Source organism: Acinetobacter modestus, assembly GCF_014636095.1.
Taxonomy (GTDB): Bacteria; Pseudomonadota; Gammaproteobacteria; order Pseudomonadales; family Moraxellaceae; genus Acinetobacter; species Acinetobacter modestus.
This window is the reverse complement of sequence record NZ_BMDV01000008.1, coordinates 1-17,062: the sequence shown is the minus strand read 5'-3', so window position 1 is coordinate 17,062 and position 17,062 is coordinate 1. Positions and strand designations below refer to the sequence as shown.

Here is a 17,062-nt window from a genome sequence, read left to right as displayed (position 1 = left end):
AGGATAAGACAATTATGGGTGCAAGTTCTGCGCTAATTTTTGGTGTTTTGATCAATGTTGCAATTTTATTGGTCTTTTTCCGTTTTTTAATGCAATTAGCGGCAGTCAGTCCATACAATCCGGTGGTCCTTTCAACCGTGAAAGCGACCAAGATTGTGGATGTTTTTAGCCGTATTTTTCCCACTCTAGGTAAGGGGCGTGTCAATTTAGCCGCAGTTGCTTTGTTAGTGGTATTGTACTTACTGAAAATTTTTGGGTTGATGTATTTATCAGGGCAAATGCCACATAGTGCGGTGTATCTTGTGATCACGACATTTGTGACGATGATCCAAGATTTAATTCGTTTCTGTCGTTATTTGATTTTTGCAACGATCATTTTGAGTTGGGTGGTGATGTTTACGCAGTCACGGTCACCTTATATTGAAGTGATTCAAGAGCTTGCAGAACCTTTACTTGCGCCATTTCGTCGTCTGTTGCCGAATATGGGGATGATTGACCTGTCTCCAATTTTGGCTTTCTTAGCTTTATATATTGCTGAAATCTTAATGAATGAAGCGGCTAAAGTTCTTTTAACAGGACTTTAATCTGTTTTAAATAAAAAAAGGATTGTGTTACACAATCCTTTTTTTATTGTTCACATATTAGTGAGCAGCATCCCAGTTAAGACCTTGCCCAACTTCAACCACAAATGGCACTGAAATTTCTAATACAGACTGCATCACTTTAGCAATCTGTTTTGAAAGTTCATCTGCAATTGCGACATCTGCTTCAAATACCAATTCATCGTGAACTTGTAATAACAGCTTAGCCTGATCTTTTGGTAGGACTTTATCAACTGCAATCATTGCAAGTTTAATAATATCAGCTGCACTGCCTTGTAAAGGCGCATTAATCGCAGCACGTTCAGCCGCTTGTTTGATCATTTTATTGGTTGCCATAATGTCGGGTGTATATAAACGACGACCTAGAATGGTTTCAACAAAGCCTTGTTCACGTGCAATCTGACGGGTACGTTCCATATAGTCGAGTACGCCCGGATAGCGTTGGAAATAACGTGCAATATAGCTACGAGATTCTTCGCGTGTAAAACCCAGTTGACGAGTAAGCCCAAACTCAGACATTCCATAGAGTAAACCAAAGTTAACGGCTTTGGCTTGTCGACGTTGATCATTAGTGACATCTTCAATCGCAATTCCCAAGACTTCTGATGCAGTACGACGGTGTACATCTTGGCCTTGTTGGAAAGCATGGACTAAAGCATCATCTTGCGAAAAATGTGCCATTAAGCGTAGCTCAATTTGTGAATAATCGGCTGCGAGTAATACACGACCTTCAGGCGCAATGAATGCTTTACGAATCTGACGGCCAATTGGTGTACGAATTGGAATATTTTGCAAATTTGGATCAGTGGAAGATAAACGCCCAGTTGCTGTGAGTGCTTGGTGATAGCTGGTATGCACACGATGCGTTGCGTCATGTGATTGCTCGATCAAGCGATCAGTATAGGTGTTTTTGAGTTTTGCTAATCCACGATGTTCTAAAATGACTTCAGCTAAAGGATGTTCGATTTTCTCTAAAATACTTTCACTGGTGCTGTATTGACCCGTGGCAGTTTTCTTACCACCTTTAAGTCCAAGCTTATCAAATAGGACTTCACCCACTTGTTTAGGTGATGCGATATTAAATGCTTCACCTGCTAATTCAGTTGCTTGGTTTTCTAAAGTTTGAATCGTTTCAGAGAACTCAACACTGAGTTGATCCAAAAATTGATGATCCAGTTTAATTCCATCTTCTTCCATACCTGTAAGCACACGTGCTACAGGCATTTCAATATTATGTAGAATATGAACAAGTTCAGGATGGCTTTGAAGTTTTGCTTTTAATACTTCATAAAGACGATAAGTGACATGTGCATCTTCAGCAGCATAATGTGCCGCTATTTCTAATTCAATCTGATTAAAGGTTTTTTGCTTTACGCCTTTACCTGCGATTTGTTCAAAAGTGGTGGTCAAATGGCTGAGATAAACACGTGCTACATCATCCATCCCATGACGGGTTGCCGCTGCATTGAGTACATACGAGGCAAGCATGGTATCGAAATACCAGCCTTGAATCGTGATACCGTGATTAGCAAAAATATGCGCATCATATTTTAAGTGATGACCAATTTTCTTGATTTGCTCATTTTCTAAAATTGGTTTGATCTGAGCTAATAATGTTTCACGGTTGAGTTGAACAGGTGCACCTTCATAGTCATGTGCAACAGGTACATAATAAGCATCATGAGCATCGAATGCGATTGAGAAACCGACCAACTCAGCAACACGATAATCTAGATTAGTAGTTTCAGTATCAATTGCAAAATGATCAGCATGCTGCATACGTTGAAATAAAGCATCCCAAGCATCTTGGGTTAATACAGTGTGATAGGTTGCAGTTCCGAGTTGATCATCTTGACTGGAAAGGTTGGCATGATCCTCAGTGACCACTTGCTCAACTTTCTGTTCGGCTTTGACAATACTTTGAGATGTTTGTTGGTAAGCTGAGTTATTTGGATTGTTGGGATGGTCTAAAGATTGTAATTGGTTACGGAATTCTAATTCTGTATAGAGGTCACGTAATTGATCTACATTTGGGTTACTCAGTTTTAAATCATGCCAATCTAAAGCTAAATCTAGATCACAGACAATACTGGCCAGTTGATGGTCAATCTTAATATTTTCTAAATTGTCTTTAATATTTTGGCTGATTTTACCTTTCAGTTGATCAACATTGGCAATAATATTATTTAATGAACCATATTCAGTCAGTAATTTTGCGGCAGTTTTTGCGCCTACACCTGGCACTCCCATAATACCGTCAGAGGCATCTCCCATCAGAGTGAGATAATCAATAATTTGATGTGGATGTACGCCAAATTTTTCTAGTACCCCAGCTTCATCTAACACACGTTCTTTAAAACTATCTTCGAGTTTAACGTGTTCATTGACCAATTGTGCCATGTCTTTGTCACCTGTTGAGATCAAGACATGGTGACCTTCAGCCAAGGCACGTTTAGTGAGTGTGCCAATAATATCATCGGCTTCCGCACCTGGAAGACTATACAGAGGAATTCCTTGAGCTTTGATTAATGCATGTAGATAGGGAATTTGTTGAGATAATTCCTCAGGCATGCTTGGGCGATCACCTTTATAAATGGGTGATAATTTATGGCGAAAAGTTGGTTCTGGTGTATCAAAAATCACAGCCATATGAGTAGGCTGAGTACGACGCATTAACTTTTGAATTGCTGAAATTGCGCCACGGATTGCGTTGGTGTGTAAACCTGTAGAGGTTGTTAATGGCGGTAAAGCGTGAAAAGCACGAAATAAAAAATAAGACCCGTCAACCAAGACAAAAGGTGGCATTATGCAAATCCTTATTATGAACTAAATGTCATTTTACGTGAAAAAGTAGTGGCTGTCCTTGTTGTCTTGTAGAGCAGTGGCAAACTGTGTCGCATTAAATAATTGCAGTATTTTGTATGTAAAAATGGCTGCTTATCAAGTGATCAAGTAAGATAACTTAAATGAAGCTGTCATAATTGATCTAAGTCTATGTATAAAAAAAATAAACAGGGAATTATTATCGTTTTAGTTGCTTTGACTGTGCTGCTTGCTTGCGCAATTGCATTTCAATGGCATGGAGCGATTGTTGCTGCAACAATTGGATTAACTGTTGTTATTGTGCACGTTATTTCAGAAATTCATCAGCGCTTACGCCAGCTAGAGCAGGTCGCGCCAAGTTTTTTTGCACAATCAGCGAATATAAATGGGCAAAAAATTATCATTTATGCTGCGGCACTCGTGGCACTTTTTGCTTACGCCAATACGTGGATGTGGTTAGCTGGCAGTGCATTATTGGTATTAATGCTATGTTTAATCCAAACGATTAGTGCATTTCAAACTCGACTGACTCATTTAGAACAATATGCAAATGTAGAGCCTGACATAGAGGCTTTAGCTCAGCAAAAGATCAACGCCCAAAATATTGAACGGTATCTTGATGAAGCCAAGAAGACAGAAGCTCAGACACCAGTTTTTGAACAACATCCTGCGTGGATGAAAGCTGATTATCAGGCGATACCAAATCAAAATAGTCAGTCACCTATTGATTTTGAGCATCAAGCAACAACTCAAACAGTATCATGGTGGCAACCTGCACTTGATTGGATGATGCATGGCAATCCAATTTTACGCGTTGCAGTTGCAATATTAATGGTTGGCGTGGTGTTACTGTTACGCTTTGCTAGCGAGCATTGGCAATTAAGCTTGGGGGTAAAACTGAGTTTTATTGCTATTGCTGGTGTTATCACGACCATTGCTGGTTATTTACTGCAAAAGAAAAACCAATTATTTGCTGTAGCTTTACAAGGCGTGGGTTTAGCAGTCGTTTTTTTGACCTTGATTTTCTCTCATCACTTCGCCGTGATTGCTAGCTTAAGTACAGCGAGTATTTTATTTGTAATTCTATTATTAGCGACGGTCTATCTTAGTTTAAAACAGCAAGCCTTGTATTTAGCGATGTTAGCTTTGAGCATGGCATATCTTGCACCACTGGTGATTCCACAAAATCATCCTGATGTGATTTTCTTATTTGGCTATTACTTTTTAATTAATTTAGCTGTTGCTGCGGTTAATTTTATTCAGCCGTGGAAAATTTTGCATCAAATCGCATTTTTTGCCACGATGTTTATCGGTGGTGCAACGATTGGGATATATGCAAAAACATATCAATTTGACACCTTAGATATTATCTTATGGCTGCATATTGCTTTATTCATTTGGTTAAGTATTCGCTATAGCCAACTAATGTTACGGACACAAACTCAAGATACAAGTATCGATCGGACAGTTCCTCAAAGTCGTCAACGTTTACAGCCTATCTTAGATGTTGGGCTTATTTTTAGTGTTCCTGTACTTGGTTTTTCCTTGCATGCATATTTAATGCATAACTCGACTCAAGCATTAACTTGGGGAGCTGTTGCATTAGCCATTGTGTACATCGCATTAAATCTATGGATTAAACGTCGGCATCCACAATTATCTATCTTGGCAAAAAGTTTCTTTATTCTTGCAGTGGTTTTTACGGCATTAATTTTCCCATTGGCTAAAGGGGCACATTGGACTTCAACGGGTTGGGTGATTCAAGGTACAGCATTGATTGTCTGGGGAGTAACTGAACGTTATCGTTTAAGTCGTTATGTGGGTGTTGTATTGGTGTTGTTAAGTTCAGTGGCACTCATTTTCCAAGTTTGGTCAAATGACCACTTTCCGATACTCAGTACAGTCATCTATGCAATCGCTCAGTTTATTTCAGCTTACTATTTATCAAATTATCAACAAGTTGAAAAATATTTTAGTGCTCGAATGCTCAGTGGAATTTTTTTAGCCTTGGGAATGTATGCAGGAGCGATTGCAGGCGTTGAATTGATGCGGTGGCAACAATATGGACTGAGCCCATATTTAGCAATAGCAGTTTTATTATTGGCTTCATTCAATCTGGCCGTTCACTTTACATCAAGATTACAGTGGGACAATGTACAGCTGATCTTATTGGGAAGTTTATTATTTCTGCTTTATGGTGAAAGTTTTGCAGAGAATGTGTATGTTCTGTTGCATTGGTCAAGTAAGTTAAATCAAGTCAGCTTTGCGGTTGCTTCGGTTGTATTGGCTCTAATACTAATCACTTTGAAGAGTACTACTTCTAAGGAAAGTCTCATTATATGGTCAAGCTTATTGTGGCTAGGTTTGGCGAGCATTGGTTTGTCGATTTTCCCAATTATGCCATTGATTGGATTAGCCATTATTCCAGTATTGTATGGAATGTTTTTAATAACCACTAAAAATACACAGCTTATACAACAAATACCTGTGCTTAGTTTAAGCCTAGTTTGGTTAATCCTGATTAGTTTAGATATACATTCTGCTGAACAATATTATTTCTTACCTTTATTAAATCTTACTGATCTTTTCTCGTTATTGATCTTTATAGGACTGATCTGGATAGTCTATCGATACAAGCTGAGTGATGAGCATTCAATAGAATGGGGCTTTAAAGTCACCACTATTTTAGTTGGCTTATTGGTTTTGAGTAGTATTGTTGTGCGTGCGATGCATTATTATCTTGCGACACCACTATGGGGTATCGAGATTTGGTCGAATGGTGATGTACAACTGAGCCTAACTTTATTATGGGTGATTTTGGCCTTTATTTTGATGACGTTTTCCAGTCGCCGCCATATTCGACAAATCTGGTTTGTTGGAGCTGCATTATTGGCAATTGTCGTCGCTAAATTATTGCTGCTTGATCTATCGCAAAGTGGCACATTGACTCGTGTCATTTCATTTATTGGGTCAGGTGCAATCATGCTTGTGATTGCATATATTGCACCGTTACCACCAGCAATTTCTGATACTCAGAAAGAGAGTTAATTATCTCTCTTTCTCTGCTGTTTTCAGTTCTTTTTGATTTGCATATTGATCGACTTCATCATCTTCTAATGGTAAAGGGCGATCAATTAGACCCATTTTAGGTACAGGAATCTCAATTTGATTTTCTAAGAAACCATTACGTACACGTTCTTGCATTTCATCGCGAACTTTCAATGCATTTTCCTGTCTACACCATACCGCAAAGAGAAGTTCAATCGATGACTCCCTAAATGCTGTTACAGTAACAGTTGCTTTCGGGTCATCCATGACCAAAGGATATTTAGCAGCAACATCTAAAAGTACTTGTCGTACTTTGATAATGTCTTCATGGAAATTGATCGCCAATGTAATTGGAATACGCCGTATTGGATATTTTGATAAATTCATGACGGGTGTTCGAATCAATTGTTCGTTTGGTAGGCGAATATACACATTATCTAGTGTTAGCAATTTAACTGAGAGGAGGTCAATTGAAATGACTTGTCCTTCAATCGTTTGTCCGCGAATTAAGGTAATTTGAATCGTATCACCAACTTCAAATGAACCTTCGCCAATCAAAAATAAACCACTGATCAAGTTGGTTGCCGATGTTTGTGATGCAAAACCCAAAGCAACGGTCAGAATCCCTGCCGCACCCAAGAACACGCTGAGTTTAAATCCAGCTTCTCTTAAGCTGGTCATAATAAATAACAGGAAAATAAAATAAAAAATCCCTCTACGCCATAGCAGGCGTTGATGGGCATTAAAACGATTTCCAATTGTACGAATGAAGGCATTCGATACGAGCCTTGCGATCACAAAACCAATAAACGCTAAAATAATCGCAACAACGATTTCGCTTAAACGTTCGAAGTTAATATTGGTGAAAATACTGGCGAGACTGCTAGCAACATCCTTTGGAATATTCGAATCAGGCATAGCAACCTCTTAAAAGAATGAATCAAACATATTGAATAATGTACTTCCAGGCGCACGAGGAGGATGTACATAGATAACCTCACCCGCTTGAGTTGGGGTTTTATTCTCAATCCGAATACGTGCTGGATGATCCGTACCTTCATAATAGACTTTGATTTGTGAAGTCCATAAACGACCTGTACTTTCACTATAGAAAAGGGGAAGAGCAGGAACAGGAACATTCATACGATCAAAACGTAATTGATGTTGGCTAGTATTGTGGAATTCAATTGGAGTGACTGCACGAAAAGCACGTGGTTTTAACAAATTTAAATCAGTACGACCATCTACAGAGGTCGCGTAACAAATCTCTCCGTGCTGAGGATCTTTACCGAACCATGTGTCTTTCGGCTGGATCACAGGAATATCAAATAGAGGTTCAGTGAGCCCATCCACTAAACCTGCAATCCATAGTGGTGTACTAATATATAAAGTTCCACGTTGTCCAGCAGGAATATAAATCGGATCAACGGGTTTAATTACCACAGAGCGATCTGCTAAACGGGGCATTAAATGAAACGTACTGTGGGTGTTATGGAACATATAACGTTCGATCTTTGCAGGTTGTGGCATTGCAAAAATCGTGTCATTCAAGACATGCCATTGCTGTTCGTAATCATGTTGAGATTGAGGACGATGATATTCCAAGCGCCATTCTTTAATGCCACGTGTCAGACGAAATAATAATGAACCAAATTGCCAAGCTTTGGCTTGTTGAATTTCAAATTGTTGTTCGCCCCACCATTTCAATTCGTTGGCATGTGGAGCTTGATATTGATTATTTTGAGACAAGATGCAAAATTCCTGTGTGAGTATGCTAAACAGACTTCACGCTGTAATCTGCTTAGAGTACACTCACTGTTTTCTTTTATCATTATTTGTGTGATGCAAATACTTAAACAAATACAAATTCCTTATAGTTTTGCTAAACGACATGGCGTTTTATTACGTTATGAAGGCGATCAAATTTTTATTGTGCGACGGAAGGACACCGCGCGTATTGCTTTGCAGGAAGCACGTCGAATTTTGGGGAAATCGGCTCACGATCAGTTGTGTACTGATCAAGAGTTCCATGCTCTATTGAGTTCGAGTTATGCAGGGGATACAGGTGAGTCACAACAAGTGGCTGCGGGTCTAGAAGATCATCCAGATTTATTAAGTTTGGCAGACCAAGTGCCTGAAGCTGAAGACTTGATGGATCAAGAGGATGATGCACCAATTGTTCGCCTAATTAATGCCTTATTGTCTGAAGCGATTCGTGTCAGCGCATCTGATATTCATATTGAAGCTTTTGAGAAAAAACTTTCGGTACGTTTACGTGTCGATGGTCAACTGCGTGAAATTGTACAGCCACGCCGTGAACTTGCGCCATTATTGGTATCACGTATTAAAGTCATGGCGAAACTGGATATTGCTGAAAAGCGTGTTCCACAAGATGGACGTATTTCATTACGTTTAGCGGGACGTGAAGTGGATGTACGTGTATCGACTTTACCATCTTCGCATGGTGAGCGAGTGGTAATGCGTTTATTAGACAAGCAAGCTGGGCGTTTAAACATGACTCATCTTGGTTTAATGAAAAATGACTATGAGCGTTTAACGCAATTGGTACATCGTCCACATGGCATTATTTTAGTTACAGGTCCTACAGGTTCGGGTAAAACCACAACCTTATATGCTGCATTGTCTGATCTTAATGACAATACACGTAATATTTTGACCGCCGAAGATCCGATTGAATATCAATTGGAAGGGATTGGTCAAACGCAGGTCAATACTAAAGTCGATATGACCTTTGCACGTGCATTAAAAGCGATGCTACGCCAAGATCCAGATGTGGTGATGGTGGGTGAGATTCGTGATCTTGAAACTGCTGAAATTGCGGTACAAGCATCTTTAACAGGGCACTTAGTCTTATCAACACTGCATACCAATACAGCAATTGGTGCGGTAACACGTTTAAAAGATATGGGAATCGAACCATTCTTGTTGGCAAGTTCTTTGATAGGTGTCATTGCACAACGTCTTGTTCGTACCTTGTGTCCACATTGCGTGGCTTGGCGAAAAGCAGATGATTTTGAGCGACAAGTGTTCCAACATCTCAAAGTTGATGAATATATGCAGTTACCTGAACCGCATGGTTGTGAGAAATGTTCACATGTTGGCTTTAGCGGACGAACTGCAATTTATGAAATTGTGCCAGTAGATGAGTCGATGCGCCGTTTGATTCATGGTAATGCAGCTGAGTTTGAATTAGAAAATCATGCGCGTCGCCATGCAGCTTCGATTCGTGATGATGGTTTGCTCAAGGTTCTAGCAGGTAAAACCACATTAGAAGAAGTATTGCGTGTGACCAACGAAGCGGCTGAATCATAAATCATTGGTGAGCTAATTTAAGTACTAGCTCACCATTATTAGGAAGTTTTTATAACAGCCAGCTCTCTTATTTAAGTTAATATGATGCTAAAAAGCCTGAAAACACTGTTGTAGAAATTTCTACGGGTACGGTACTTGCTTCATAAATTTCGAGTTGCTTTGTTGTGTCATAAAACTCTACATCATTATCCCTTAGAATTTTGAAGAACAGATTATTATCAATAAAATTTGTATCAGATGGTATTAACCATCCTTTTTTTACTGCTTCATAAGCTAATAGCCAGTTTTCAGTCATTAGAATGTCATCTTTCAATTCAGCACGGAGTATATCTATATTGGGGTTGCCTTGTACTAAGTTAGTATTATTAATTAGATCTAATAAAATTAGATTTGAAACACTATCTTTAGTCTTAATAATTTGATTTGCACAATTTTCCTCAATTTCAATATTAAAAGTTTTTGAGATCCATAAAGCCCAAGCTATTTCAAAGTTATGATGAACTGAGCAGTGTTCTTTAATAGTTAGATTGACTAATTTTTTTAATTTTATTTTTGAGTCATAATCTAAGTATGAATTATAAGTCAGAAAAATCCGAGTTAGTATATCGAGAATTGCAGGTTCAACTAATGCTGTTTTGATTAATAAATCTTCAAATACTTTCCAATTTTCTCTTTGGATAGCAATAGATGAATATTCAAAAACTCTTAAGGCATATTTGAATATCCAATCTGTTTTATTTGGTTGTTTTTCTGCAAACATCCAAAGCATACTGAAATAGTATTTAATATTATTAATTTGCTTTGATTTTTTAAAATCAAAAGAATGTAAGCTATGTGTAAATTCATCTTCAAAACCAAAAGGGAATTCATGAATTTTAATTTTAGATTCATTCACTTCAAGTTGAAATTCAGATAGGATTAATTGAAGACCTTTCAATATTTTATCGGCTTCATCTCTGGAAGAAACATATAAATAATAATCATCGTAGTATCTACACGCTTTAAGACCAAGTGAATTAAAACGAGTTTTAATAATGCTATCAATTCTACATGCAATAATTTCAGCAATTATATGAGAGGTATCTGGTCCAATCGGTATTCCTATAGATTGCCTTTCTTGACAAGCTCTTAGAGCTATATCAACACTTTCAGCATATTTATATAGTTCAGCATCAGTATCTCCAGAGGTAATCAATATATCTAAATTATCCTTTTGTTTAAAATACTGTTTAGCTTTTTCTTTACCAAGTAATGCCCATGCAATTGAATGTGTATAGATAGTTGGGTAAAATTTTGATATATCCACTTTTACTTCTATTAATTTGTCTATAGAAGTACTCAAGAGAGAGTTTCTAAATTCGGACACATTTTTACTAAATGTTGAAACAGATCTTTTATTTAGACTTGGTTCTAGTACAGGATAACTATGTGAATATGTAGAAAGTTGAAATACTGCTTCGTAATCACTCCAACGAGAAACAATTTTCTCTGCTAAAAGTGAAAAGTGTTTAGGATTTGGGATTTGAAGAAAGCGTCTTGATAACTTGCCTTTTGAAATAGAAAAAGTAGTGGCTTTAGATGTATTGTATTTAGAAATAAATTGAGCTTTATGTACTTTTTTTCTTTTTTTAAAATCCTGAAGTGTTTCACCAGAATTTTGTACTAAAATAAAATTTGGTGAACTAATTAATGTATTATTTTCATAGATTGTTGTCCATGCAGGAAGTATAGTTCCAATTTGAAGGGCTAATTTTTTTGAATTGAATGGAGGCGGTAATTCTTTTGGGAAGTATCCTCTGCCAATTAAATCATTTAAATTCATAATATAAAATATTTTATAAGAAAGTAAAGGTTTAGACTATATTAATTTTTAACCCTTTTAAATAAAAAATTACCCTGAAGTGATGATTATGACTTCAGAGTAATTATTTAATCATACAATTACATTCAAATTCACATCAATATTGCCACGAGTTGCATTTGAATATGGACAAACAATGTGTGCAGCGGCAACCAGTTGTTCAGCTTCAGCTTGTTCCATACCAATCAGATAGACATTTAAAGTGACTTCGATACCAAAGCCATTTGGAATTGGACCAATTCCCACTTCACCTTCAACATAAGCATCTTTCGTAATTTTGAATTTATCTCGATTTGCAACAAATTTCATTGCACCTAAGAAACATGCTGAATAACCCGCCGCAAAAAGCTGTTCAGGATTGGTAACTTCACCACCAGCACCGCCCATTTCTTTTGGCACACCTAATTTTACATCTAAGACACCGTCTGATGAAGTTGCGCGACCATCACGACCACCTGTAGCTTTTGCTTTTGCACGATAAACGACTTGTTCTAGAGACATGATTCTTATTCCTGAATAAATATTGTATACAATTAAATCGTACACGATATATATAGGAATGCAAGTTATCGATTTGTAAACTTAGGTTCTATTGCGTGAGATGGTGACGTAATGTCGCAAGCTGATCTTTAAGCTCTGTAAGTGATGCGGTTGAACAGGCCGCTGCTTCTGAAATTTTGGATGGAATATCGACTGCTTGTAATTTTAAAGTATGACCTTGTGGTGTAAGGGAAATAATAACCTGTCTTTCATCTTCGACTGAGCGTTTGCGTGAAATTAGTTGTGAGGCTTCAAGTTTTTTTAATAATGGAGTGAGTGTGGAAGATTCTAAGAATAATCTTTCACCGATCTCAGAAACACTGAGTTGATCCCTTTCCCAAAGCACTAACATTACCAGATATTGAGGGTAAGTTAATCCGAGAGGAGAGAGCAATTGACGGTAGACTTGATTTAAGGCAAGGTTGGTTGAATAAATCAGGAAACAAAGCTGATTATCTAATAGTAATTGCTTATGTTCATCACCCATGCGCTTCTCAAACATTATATTCATGTGATCAGTATATCGTGATCCGCTTATGATTAGTTACGCAGATTTCACATCAATAATTACCAAAGCTCAGTAATCTTCTTCATTAAACGTGCTCTGTAGCGAGCTGTTGGATTATTGGGGTTATTAAGCGCTTCTTGTTCATAATATTGTTGCCAAGCAATAATCATTTCTAAAGTTGCACCTTTTTGTTTGATAATAAGCACGTCTTCTCGCTGAATATTATCTAATCTTTGTCTTGCACCTTCAGCACCCGTCCCCCAACCAATCACCCATTGCCCAAAAGAATTTAATGATAAATTTTGCGGTGTAGATAAGACACTTTGTGGACTGGTATTGGTTTCAACGATTGCTGCATGAAGTTGTGCAATTGCCCCTATGAAAAATAAAAAAATGAAAACTACTTTAAACATAAATCAAACTTAATATGAATTAATTGAGGATATTACATCAAGTATAGAATACGACCATTTGATCTTGTTCTACCATGATAAATAAAGCCTATTAAATCATGATCCTACAAAACATACATTTATGAAAATTGACTATAACAGTCAAAGTGATGCCATATGGGGATAAATTGAACAAAAGTATGTTCAGATAAAACGATTATTTTTAATAATTGATAAGTTTGCGATGCTGCATCAGTGGCATTGCTAGTCGAATATTATTTTGTTCTACTAGGTCAAATGAAGATGTAATTAAACCATGCCCTTCAGCCGTAATCATTTCTAATAGTTGCCCTCGGCTATTTGTAATTCCTGCATGACCCCAAGTTTGACGCTGTTCACCATGCCAGCCTTGCTGAGCTGCACCAAGCACATAACATTGGCTATCCATTGCACGTGCTTGTAATAGTAATTGCCAATGAAGTTGTCCTGTGGTGTAAGTAAATGCGGCAGGCGCGGTTAAGATATTTGCACCTTGTTGGCGTAGAATCAAAGCAAGTTCTGGAAAGCGTAAGTCGTAACATACCATCAGTCCAATATTACCAAACGGTGTTTTGGCAACCACCACTTGATCGCCAGGTTCAAAGAACTTTGATTCTTGATAGCCACCTACAGCATCACTGACCTGAACGTCAAATAAATGGATTTTGTCATAACGCGCTTCAGTTCTTTCAGGGCTAATACATAAGCTGACGGTTCGAACTCGACCATCATCAATGATTGAACCATCAGGACGAAATGGGCAAGGGAGGGTACCCGCGATAATCCAAATTTGATAACGATGAGCCAATTGTTCCAATCGTTGTTGGATGCTCTCGAATTGTGCTGCTGTCTCGCGTTGTTTCCCTGCTGCAAAACAAACAAAATTTTCTGGGAAAACAATAAGCTCAGCAGCTTGGGCCTTACTTTGTTGGATCAATGACTCAATGACGATGAAATTTGCTTCAATGTCATTTTGAGAGTTCATTTGTGCAACAGAAAGTAAGGTCATACAAGCATCACAATTTAGTTTTCAGCAATTATGCATTTTGTTTTTGTGAATCAAGAGATAAACACTCTTGTTCTTTTTGCAATTGCTTTACAAGTGGCTCAAACATATTTTGGTTGTTTTCATTTAAACGCATTAAAGTTTTATGCGCATCTAACACAGTGTTGAGCATTGCACTATGTGTAACATGCTCTTCAGTTAATTCTAAAGTGCATACGTTTGGATCGCCGCAATAATTTAAAATCACAAATACCTGACCTAGCCCCATACTGTTGGCTAAAGTTGTAATATCTGGATTTGTCGAGAGCATAACAGCTTGAATATGATGAACTTGTTTAAGCTTAAGACCTAGTTTTGCAAGTACACCCAAGACTGTGCTGTCAATAAATGTAGTTTCAGTTAAATCAACAATTGCACCGACAACATTCTGTTGCTGTTCAATTTTGTTGAGTAACTTGTCTAAACTTATACAAGAGTGAGCGCGCACTTCGCCAATAAGCTTGAAAATATGCGTTCCGTTCAAACTTGCATATTCAACATGACCTGTTGACATATAAATGCCATTTTCAGAGAAAGGATATAAAATTATCCCATAGTGATATTCTAGACACAAGTGGTTGGATGCTGTGATCTAATTAAAATATTGATTTTAGAGTTAATTCATTCGACATATGCTTAATATTGCAATATCGTCAGCAACGTGATCTGGTGCTTTGAAAGCGTCATGCTGAAGATGTTCGACCAATTGATTAAATTGATCATTCAAACCGCCATCAAATGGTTCAAGTGCGCCATCAGAACATAATATAAAACGAGCATTACGACTCAGCGTACAACAATGTTCTTCAACTTCTAGCTCTTCAGTAAGACCTAATGGAAAGCTACTTGTTGTAAGGATTTGTGGAGGTTGGTTGGGCTCAAAAATAATTGGAGGAGGGTAGTGACCAGCGCTAGACCAACATACTTCATGGGTTGCTAAGTTTAATATTCCTGCAACCATAGTAATATGCTTTTCAATATTTTCTTGTACTAACATTGCATTTAGTTTTTGAATCAATTGACTAGGTGTCTTTGATCGACCATGAAATGCCGCCATCCAAGATGTCAGTAAACTACTTGTTACCCCATGACCTGAAACATCTGCTAAATAAAACAAGACTTCATCATCATTTAATCTCCAGTAATCATACCAATCTCCTGACAGATAAGCTGAAGGCTGAAAAAATGATTCAAATTGATAGTTTGGTAATTCGATCGGGTTTGGTAATAATCTTTTTTGTAGTTCTGCGGCGGAAGGTAAATCTCTACTATCTTGATTACGTTTATATTGAGCATCGATTTTAAACAATGAGTGAACAGGATTTTTTGGTAATTCACTCCAGATCCATCCTGCCAACGCACCCATTTCCCATGCTTGAGCTAATGCAGTTCCTTCATGTTCAAAAGCAAGAACAATTGTAGGCAATTTCCATTGGTATTTTAAAAAATCTTGTACATCGGCAATAGCAATTATAGTTTGATCATACAAATCTAAATCATCAATATGAATGATTTGTAAACTCGGTAACTCATTTAGTGCTTGGTCTAAATAAGATATTGAGCGTGTGGGTTGAATAAAATACATAGATAAGTAGCCGACCTTTTGTATTTGTATGATCATTTTTTAATTCATCATAGATGAAATATGATGAAAAACATAGTATTGCTAAAACTTTAAATTAATAGATAAGTCTATCATTTAAAGTTCCTCAGAGATTACTTGTCATCACCTGATTGATCGTTATTATCATCTTCGTCACTTACAAATGAAACATCTGCCGAATCTCCATGCTTTTCAGCAATTTGGAAGGCTTTACGTTGTAAGTAAAAATCACGAATCATTGAATATTTATCGCCTTTTAAGCTTTCTTCAATATCCAAAATTTGTGAGCGAGCATCAATTGCTTGTAATAAATTAGTAGACCAATAAATACCTTCTTGATCATCTAATAAATATTTTTGTGGGCGACCAAAACTATCTGTTGCTAAACCAAAACCGTCACGGAATGTGCTTGGACCAAAAAATGGCAGCATCACATAAGGACCTGATGGTACACCGTAGTAACCTAAAGTGACGCCAAAACTTTCCTCTTCAGTGGTTAGGCCTAAACGACGAGCAGGGTCAGCAAAACCTAGTGTTGTAAGTGTATTAATCGTGAAGCGACCTAATGTTTTGGCAGCGCGAGTTGGTCGTCCTTGGATTAATTGGTTGACTGCATTCCAAGGTTCACCTAGATTTTTTCTAAATTGGCGATAAGGAGTACGAACTTCTTCTGGAACTTTTGCTACATACTGTATTGCAATAGGTTTTAATAAATTACGATCCAAAGCATCATTTAAAGCAAAGATCTGTCTATTTAATGGTTGTAAAGGATCTTTTACAGCATCAGGTTGGGCAGCGTTTGCATTGACCTTTAAATCATTTCTAGTGATATGTTTTAAATCTTTTATGGCTTGAATCGTCGATGTTGATTGTTGATTGTTAGTATTTGCTACAGAGCTTGTTTGAATAGATGGCTCGTTTTGAACTTCTTGTGCTAATACAGGTGAGCATGCCCCAGCGGTTAACAGCCCAAGCAAGATATAATTTGAGTAATGCATATAAGTCCTTCATCGCCATTAGAGCGAAATACAGTCATTAGAATGATTGCGCTGCATGACGCAAAACATAGATATAAGGTATACAGTTTAGTTGTTCTCTTATTATTAAAACAAATTCGGTCGAAAAATATAAGAAAAATTGTGATTTTGGTTTAAAAATGTTCACTTAAATAAAAAGATTAAGAAAGGGGGTTGTATTGGTTTGGGAATGCTGTAGAATGCACATCCATCGGCGGTGATGCAGATAAAAACTTGTTGAGAAACAAGGAT

14 protein-coding genes are annotated in these 17,062 nt (G+C 37.4%); 3 read left to right on the top strand and 11 right to left on the bottom strand.

Features of this window, described 5'->3' with window-relative positions; all coding sequences use genetic code 11:
• The first annotated feature begins 14 nt into the window (after positions 1-14).
• Positions 15-584, top strand: coding sequence for a YggT family protein (locus IEV17_RS14910; RefSeq protein WP_004664238.1), 570 nt, complete (start codon positions 15-17; stop codon positions 582-584).
• A 57-nt stretch (positions 585-641) separates the two neighbouring features.
• Here IEV17_RS14910 and polA read toward each other — a convergent pair whose 3' ends face one another.
• Positions 642-3,407: a DNA polymerase I gene (gene polA / locus IEV17_RS14905; RefSeq protein WP_004664239.1), complete on the bottom strand. Its 2,766-nt coding sequence runs from the start codon at positions 3,405-3,407 to the stop codon at positions 642-644.
• Between the two features lie 189 nt (positions 3,408-3,596).
• Between polA and IEV17_RS14900 the strand changes: the two genes are divergently transcribed.
• Positions 3,597-6,473, top strand: a complete 2,877-nt coding sequence (locus IEV17_RS14900) for a DUF2339 domain-containing protein (RefSeq protein WP_004664241.1) — start codon at positions 3,597-3,599, stop codon at positions 6,471-6,473.
• Here the strand turns inward: IEV17_RS14900 and IEV17_RS14895 are convergent, their stop codons facing one another.
• Entirely contained in the window at positions 6,474-7,391 is a 918-nt protein-coding gene (locus IEV17_RS14895; RefSeq protein ID WP_004664243.1) for a mechanosensitive ion channel family protein, read from the bottom strand.
• 9 nt (positions 7,392-7,400) lie between these two features.
• A complete protein-coding gene (locus IEV17_RS14890; protein WP_004664245.1) occupies positions 7,401-8,222 on the bottom strand; it encodes a DUF432 domain-containing protein in 822 nt (273 codons plus the stop codon).
• A 93-nt stretch (positions 8,223-8,315) separates the two neighbouring features.
• Between IEV17_RS14890 and gspE the strand changes: the two genes are divergently transcribed.
• A complete protein-coding gene (gspE, locus tag IEV17_RS14885; protein WP_004664247.1) occupies positions 8,316-9,806 on the top strand; it encodes a type II secretion system ATPase GspE in 1,491 nt (496 codons plus the stop codon).
• Between the two features lie 76 nt (positions 9,807-9,882).
• Here gspE and IEV17_RS14880 read toward each other — a convergent pair whose 3' ends face one another.
• The 8 genes from IEV17_RS14880 to IEV17_RS14845 form a co-directional block, all read right to left on the bottom strand.
• Complete coding sequence (locus IEV17_RS14880; RefSeq protein ID WP_004664250.1) at positions 9,883-11,628, bottom strand: RNA-directed DNA polymerase; 1,746 nt, start codon at positions 11,626-11,628, stop codon at positions 9,883-9,885.
• Positions 11,629-11,739: 111 nt separating this feature from the next.
• A complete protein-coding gene (locus IEV17_RS14875; RefSeq protein WP_004664252.1) occupies positions 11,740-12,168 on the bottom strand; it encodes an organic hydroperoxide resistance protein in 429 nt (142 codons plus the stop codon).
• Between the two features lie 88 nt (positions 12,169-12,256).
• The gene (locus IEV17_RS14870) at positions 12,257-12,694 is read right to left on the bottom strand and encodes a MarR family winged helix-turn-helix transcriptional regulator (protein ID WP_004664254.1); all 438 of its coding nucleotides are present in this window, start codon (positions 12,692-12,694) and stop codon (positions 12,257-12,259) included.
• An 80-nt stretch (positions 12,695-12,774) separates the two neighbouring features.
• Positions 12,775-13,128, bottom strand: a complete 354-nt coding sequence (locus IEV17_RS14865; RefSeq protein WP_004664256.1) for a DUF4951 domain-containing protein — start codon at positions 13,126-13,128, stop codon at positions 12,775-12,777.
• A gap of 202 nt (positions 13,129-13,330) precedes the next feature.
• Positions 13,331-14,155, bottom strand: coding sequence for a carbon-nitrogen hydrolase family protein (locus tag IEV17_RS14860; RefSeq protein ID WP_004664259.1), 825 nt, complete (start codon positions 14,153-14,155; stop codon positions 13,331-13,333).
• Positions 14,156-14,183: 28 nt separating this feature from the next.
• Complete coding sequence (gene gigB / locus IEV17_RS14855) at positions 14,184-14,705, bottom strand: anti-anti-sigma factor GigB (protein ID WP_004664261.1); 522 nt, start codon at positions 14,703-14,705, stop codon at positions 14,184-14,186.
• A 102-nt stretch (positions 14,706-14,807) separates the two neighbouring features.
• Entirely contained in the window at positions 14,808-15,776 is a 969-nt protein-coding gene (gene gigA / locus IEV17_RS14850; protein WP_034601930.1) for an RsbU family protein phosphatase GigA, read from the bottom strand.
• 131 nt (positions 15,777-15,907) lie between these two features.
• Positions 15,908-16,792, bottom strand: coding sequence for an MlaA family lipoprotein (locus IEV17_RS14845; protein WP_004664263.1), 885 nt, complete (start codon positions 16,790-16,792; stop codon positions 15,908-15,910).
• Positions 16,793-17,062 lie beyond the last annotated feature (270 nt).

Excerpts from the sequence above, each read along its gene's own strand:
- IEV17_RS14910 (WP_004664238.1), top strand. The coding sequence starts at position 15 with ATGGGTGCAAGTTCTGCGCTAATTTTTGGTGTTTTGATCAATGTTGCA.
- polA (WP_004664239.1), bottom strand. The coding sequence starts at position 3,407 with ATGCCACCTTTTGTCTTGGTTGACGGGTCTTATTTTTTATTTCGTGCT.
- IEV17_RS14900 (WP_004664241.1), top strand. The coding sequence starts at position 3,597 with ATGTATAAAAAAAATAAACAGGGAATTATTATCGTTTTAGTTGCTTTG.
- IEV17_RS14895 (WP_004664243.1), bottom strand. The coding sequence starts at position 7,391 with ATGCCTGATTCGAATATTCCAAAGGATGTTGCTAGCAGTCTCGCCAGT.
- gspE (WP_004664247.1), top strand. The coding sequence starts at position 8,316 with ATGCAAATACTTAAACAAATACAAATTCCTTATAGTTTTGCTAAACGA.
- IEV17_RS14880 (WP_004664250.1), bottom strand. The coding sequence starts at position 11,628 with ATGAATTTAAATGATTTAATTGGCAGAGGATACTTCCCAAAAGAATTA.
- IEV17_RS14875 (WP_004664252.1), bottom strand. The coding sequence starts at position 12,168 with ATGTCTCTAGAACAAGTCGTTTATCGTGCAAAAGCAAAAGCTACAGGT.
- IEV17_RS14870 (WP_004664254.1), bottom strand. The coding sequence starts at position 12,694 with ATGGGTGATGAACATAAGCAATTACTATTAGATAATCAGCTTTGTTTC.
- IEV17_RS14865 (WP_004664256.1), bottom strand. The coding sequence starts at position 13,128 with ATGTTTAAAGTAGTTTTCATTTTTTTATTTTTCATAGGGGCAATTGCA.
- IEV17_RS14860 (WP_004664259.1), bottom strand. The coding sequence starts at position 14,155 with ATGACCTTACTTTCTGTTGCACAAATGAACTCTCAAAATGACATTGAA.
- gigB (WP_004664261.1), bottom strand. The coding sequence starts at position 14,705 with ATGTCAACAGGTCATGTTGAATATGCAAGTTTGAACGGAACGCATATT.
- gigA (WP_034601930.1), bottom strand. The coding sequence starts at position 15,776 with ATGTATTTTATTCAACCCACACGCTCAATATCTTATTTAGACCAAGCA.
- IEV17_RS14845 (WP_004664263.1), bottom strand. The coding sequence starts at position 16,792 with ATGCATTACTCAAATTATATCTTGCTTGGGCTGTTAACCGCTGGGGCA.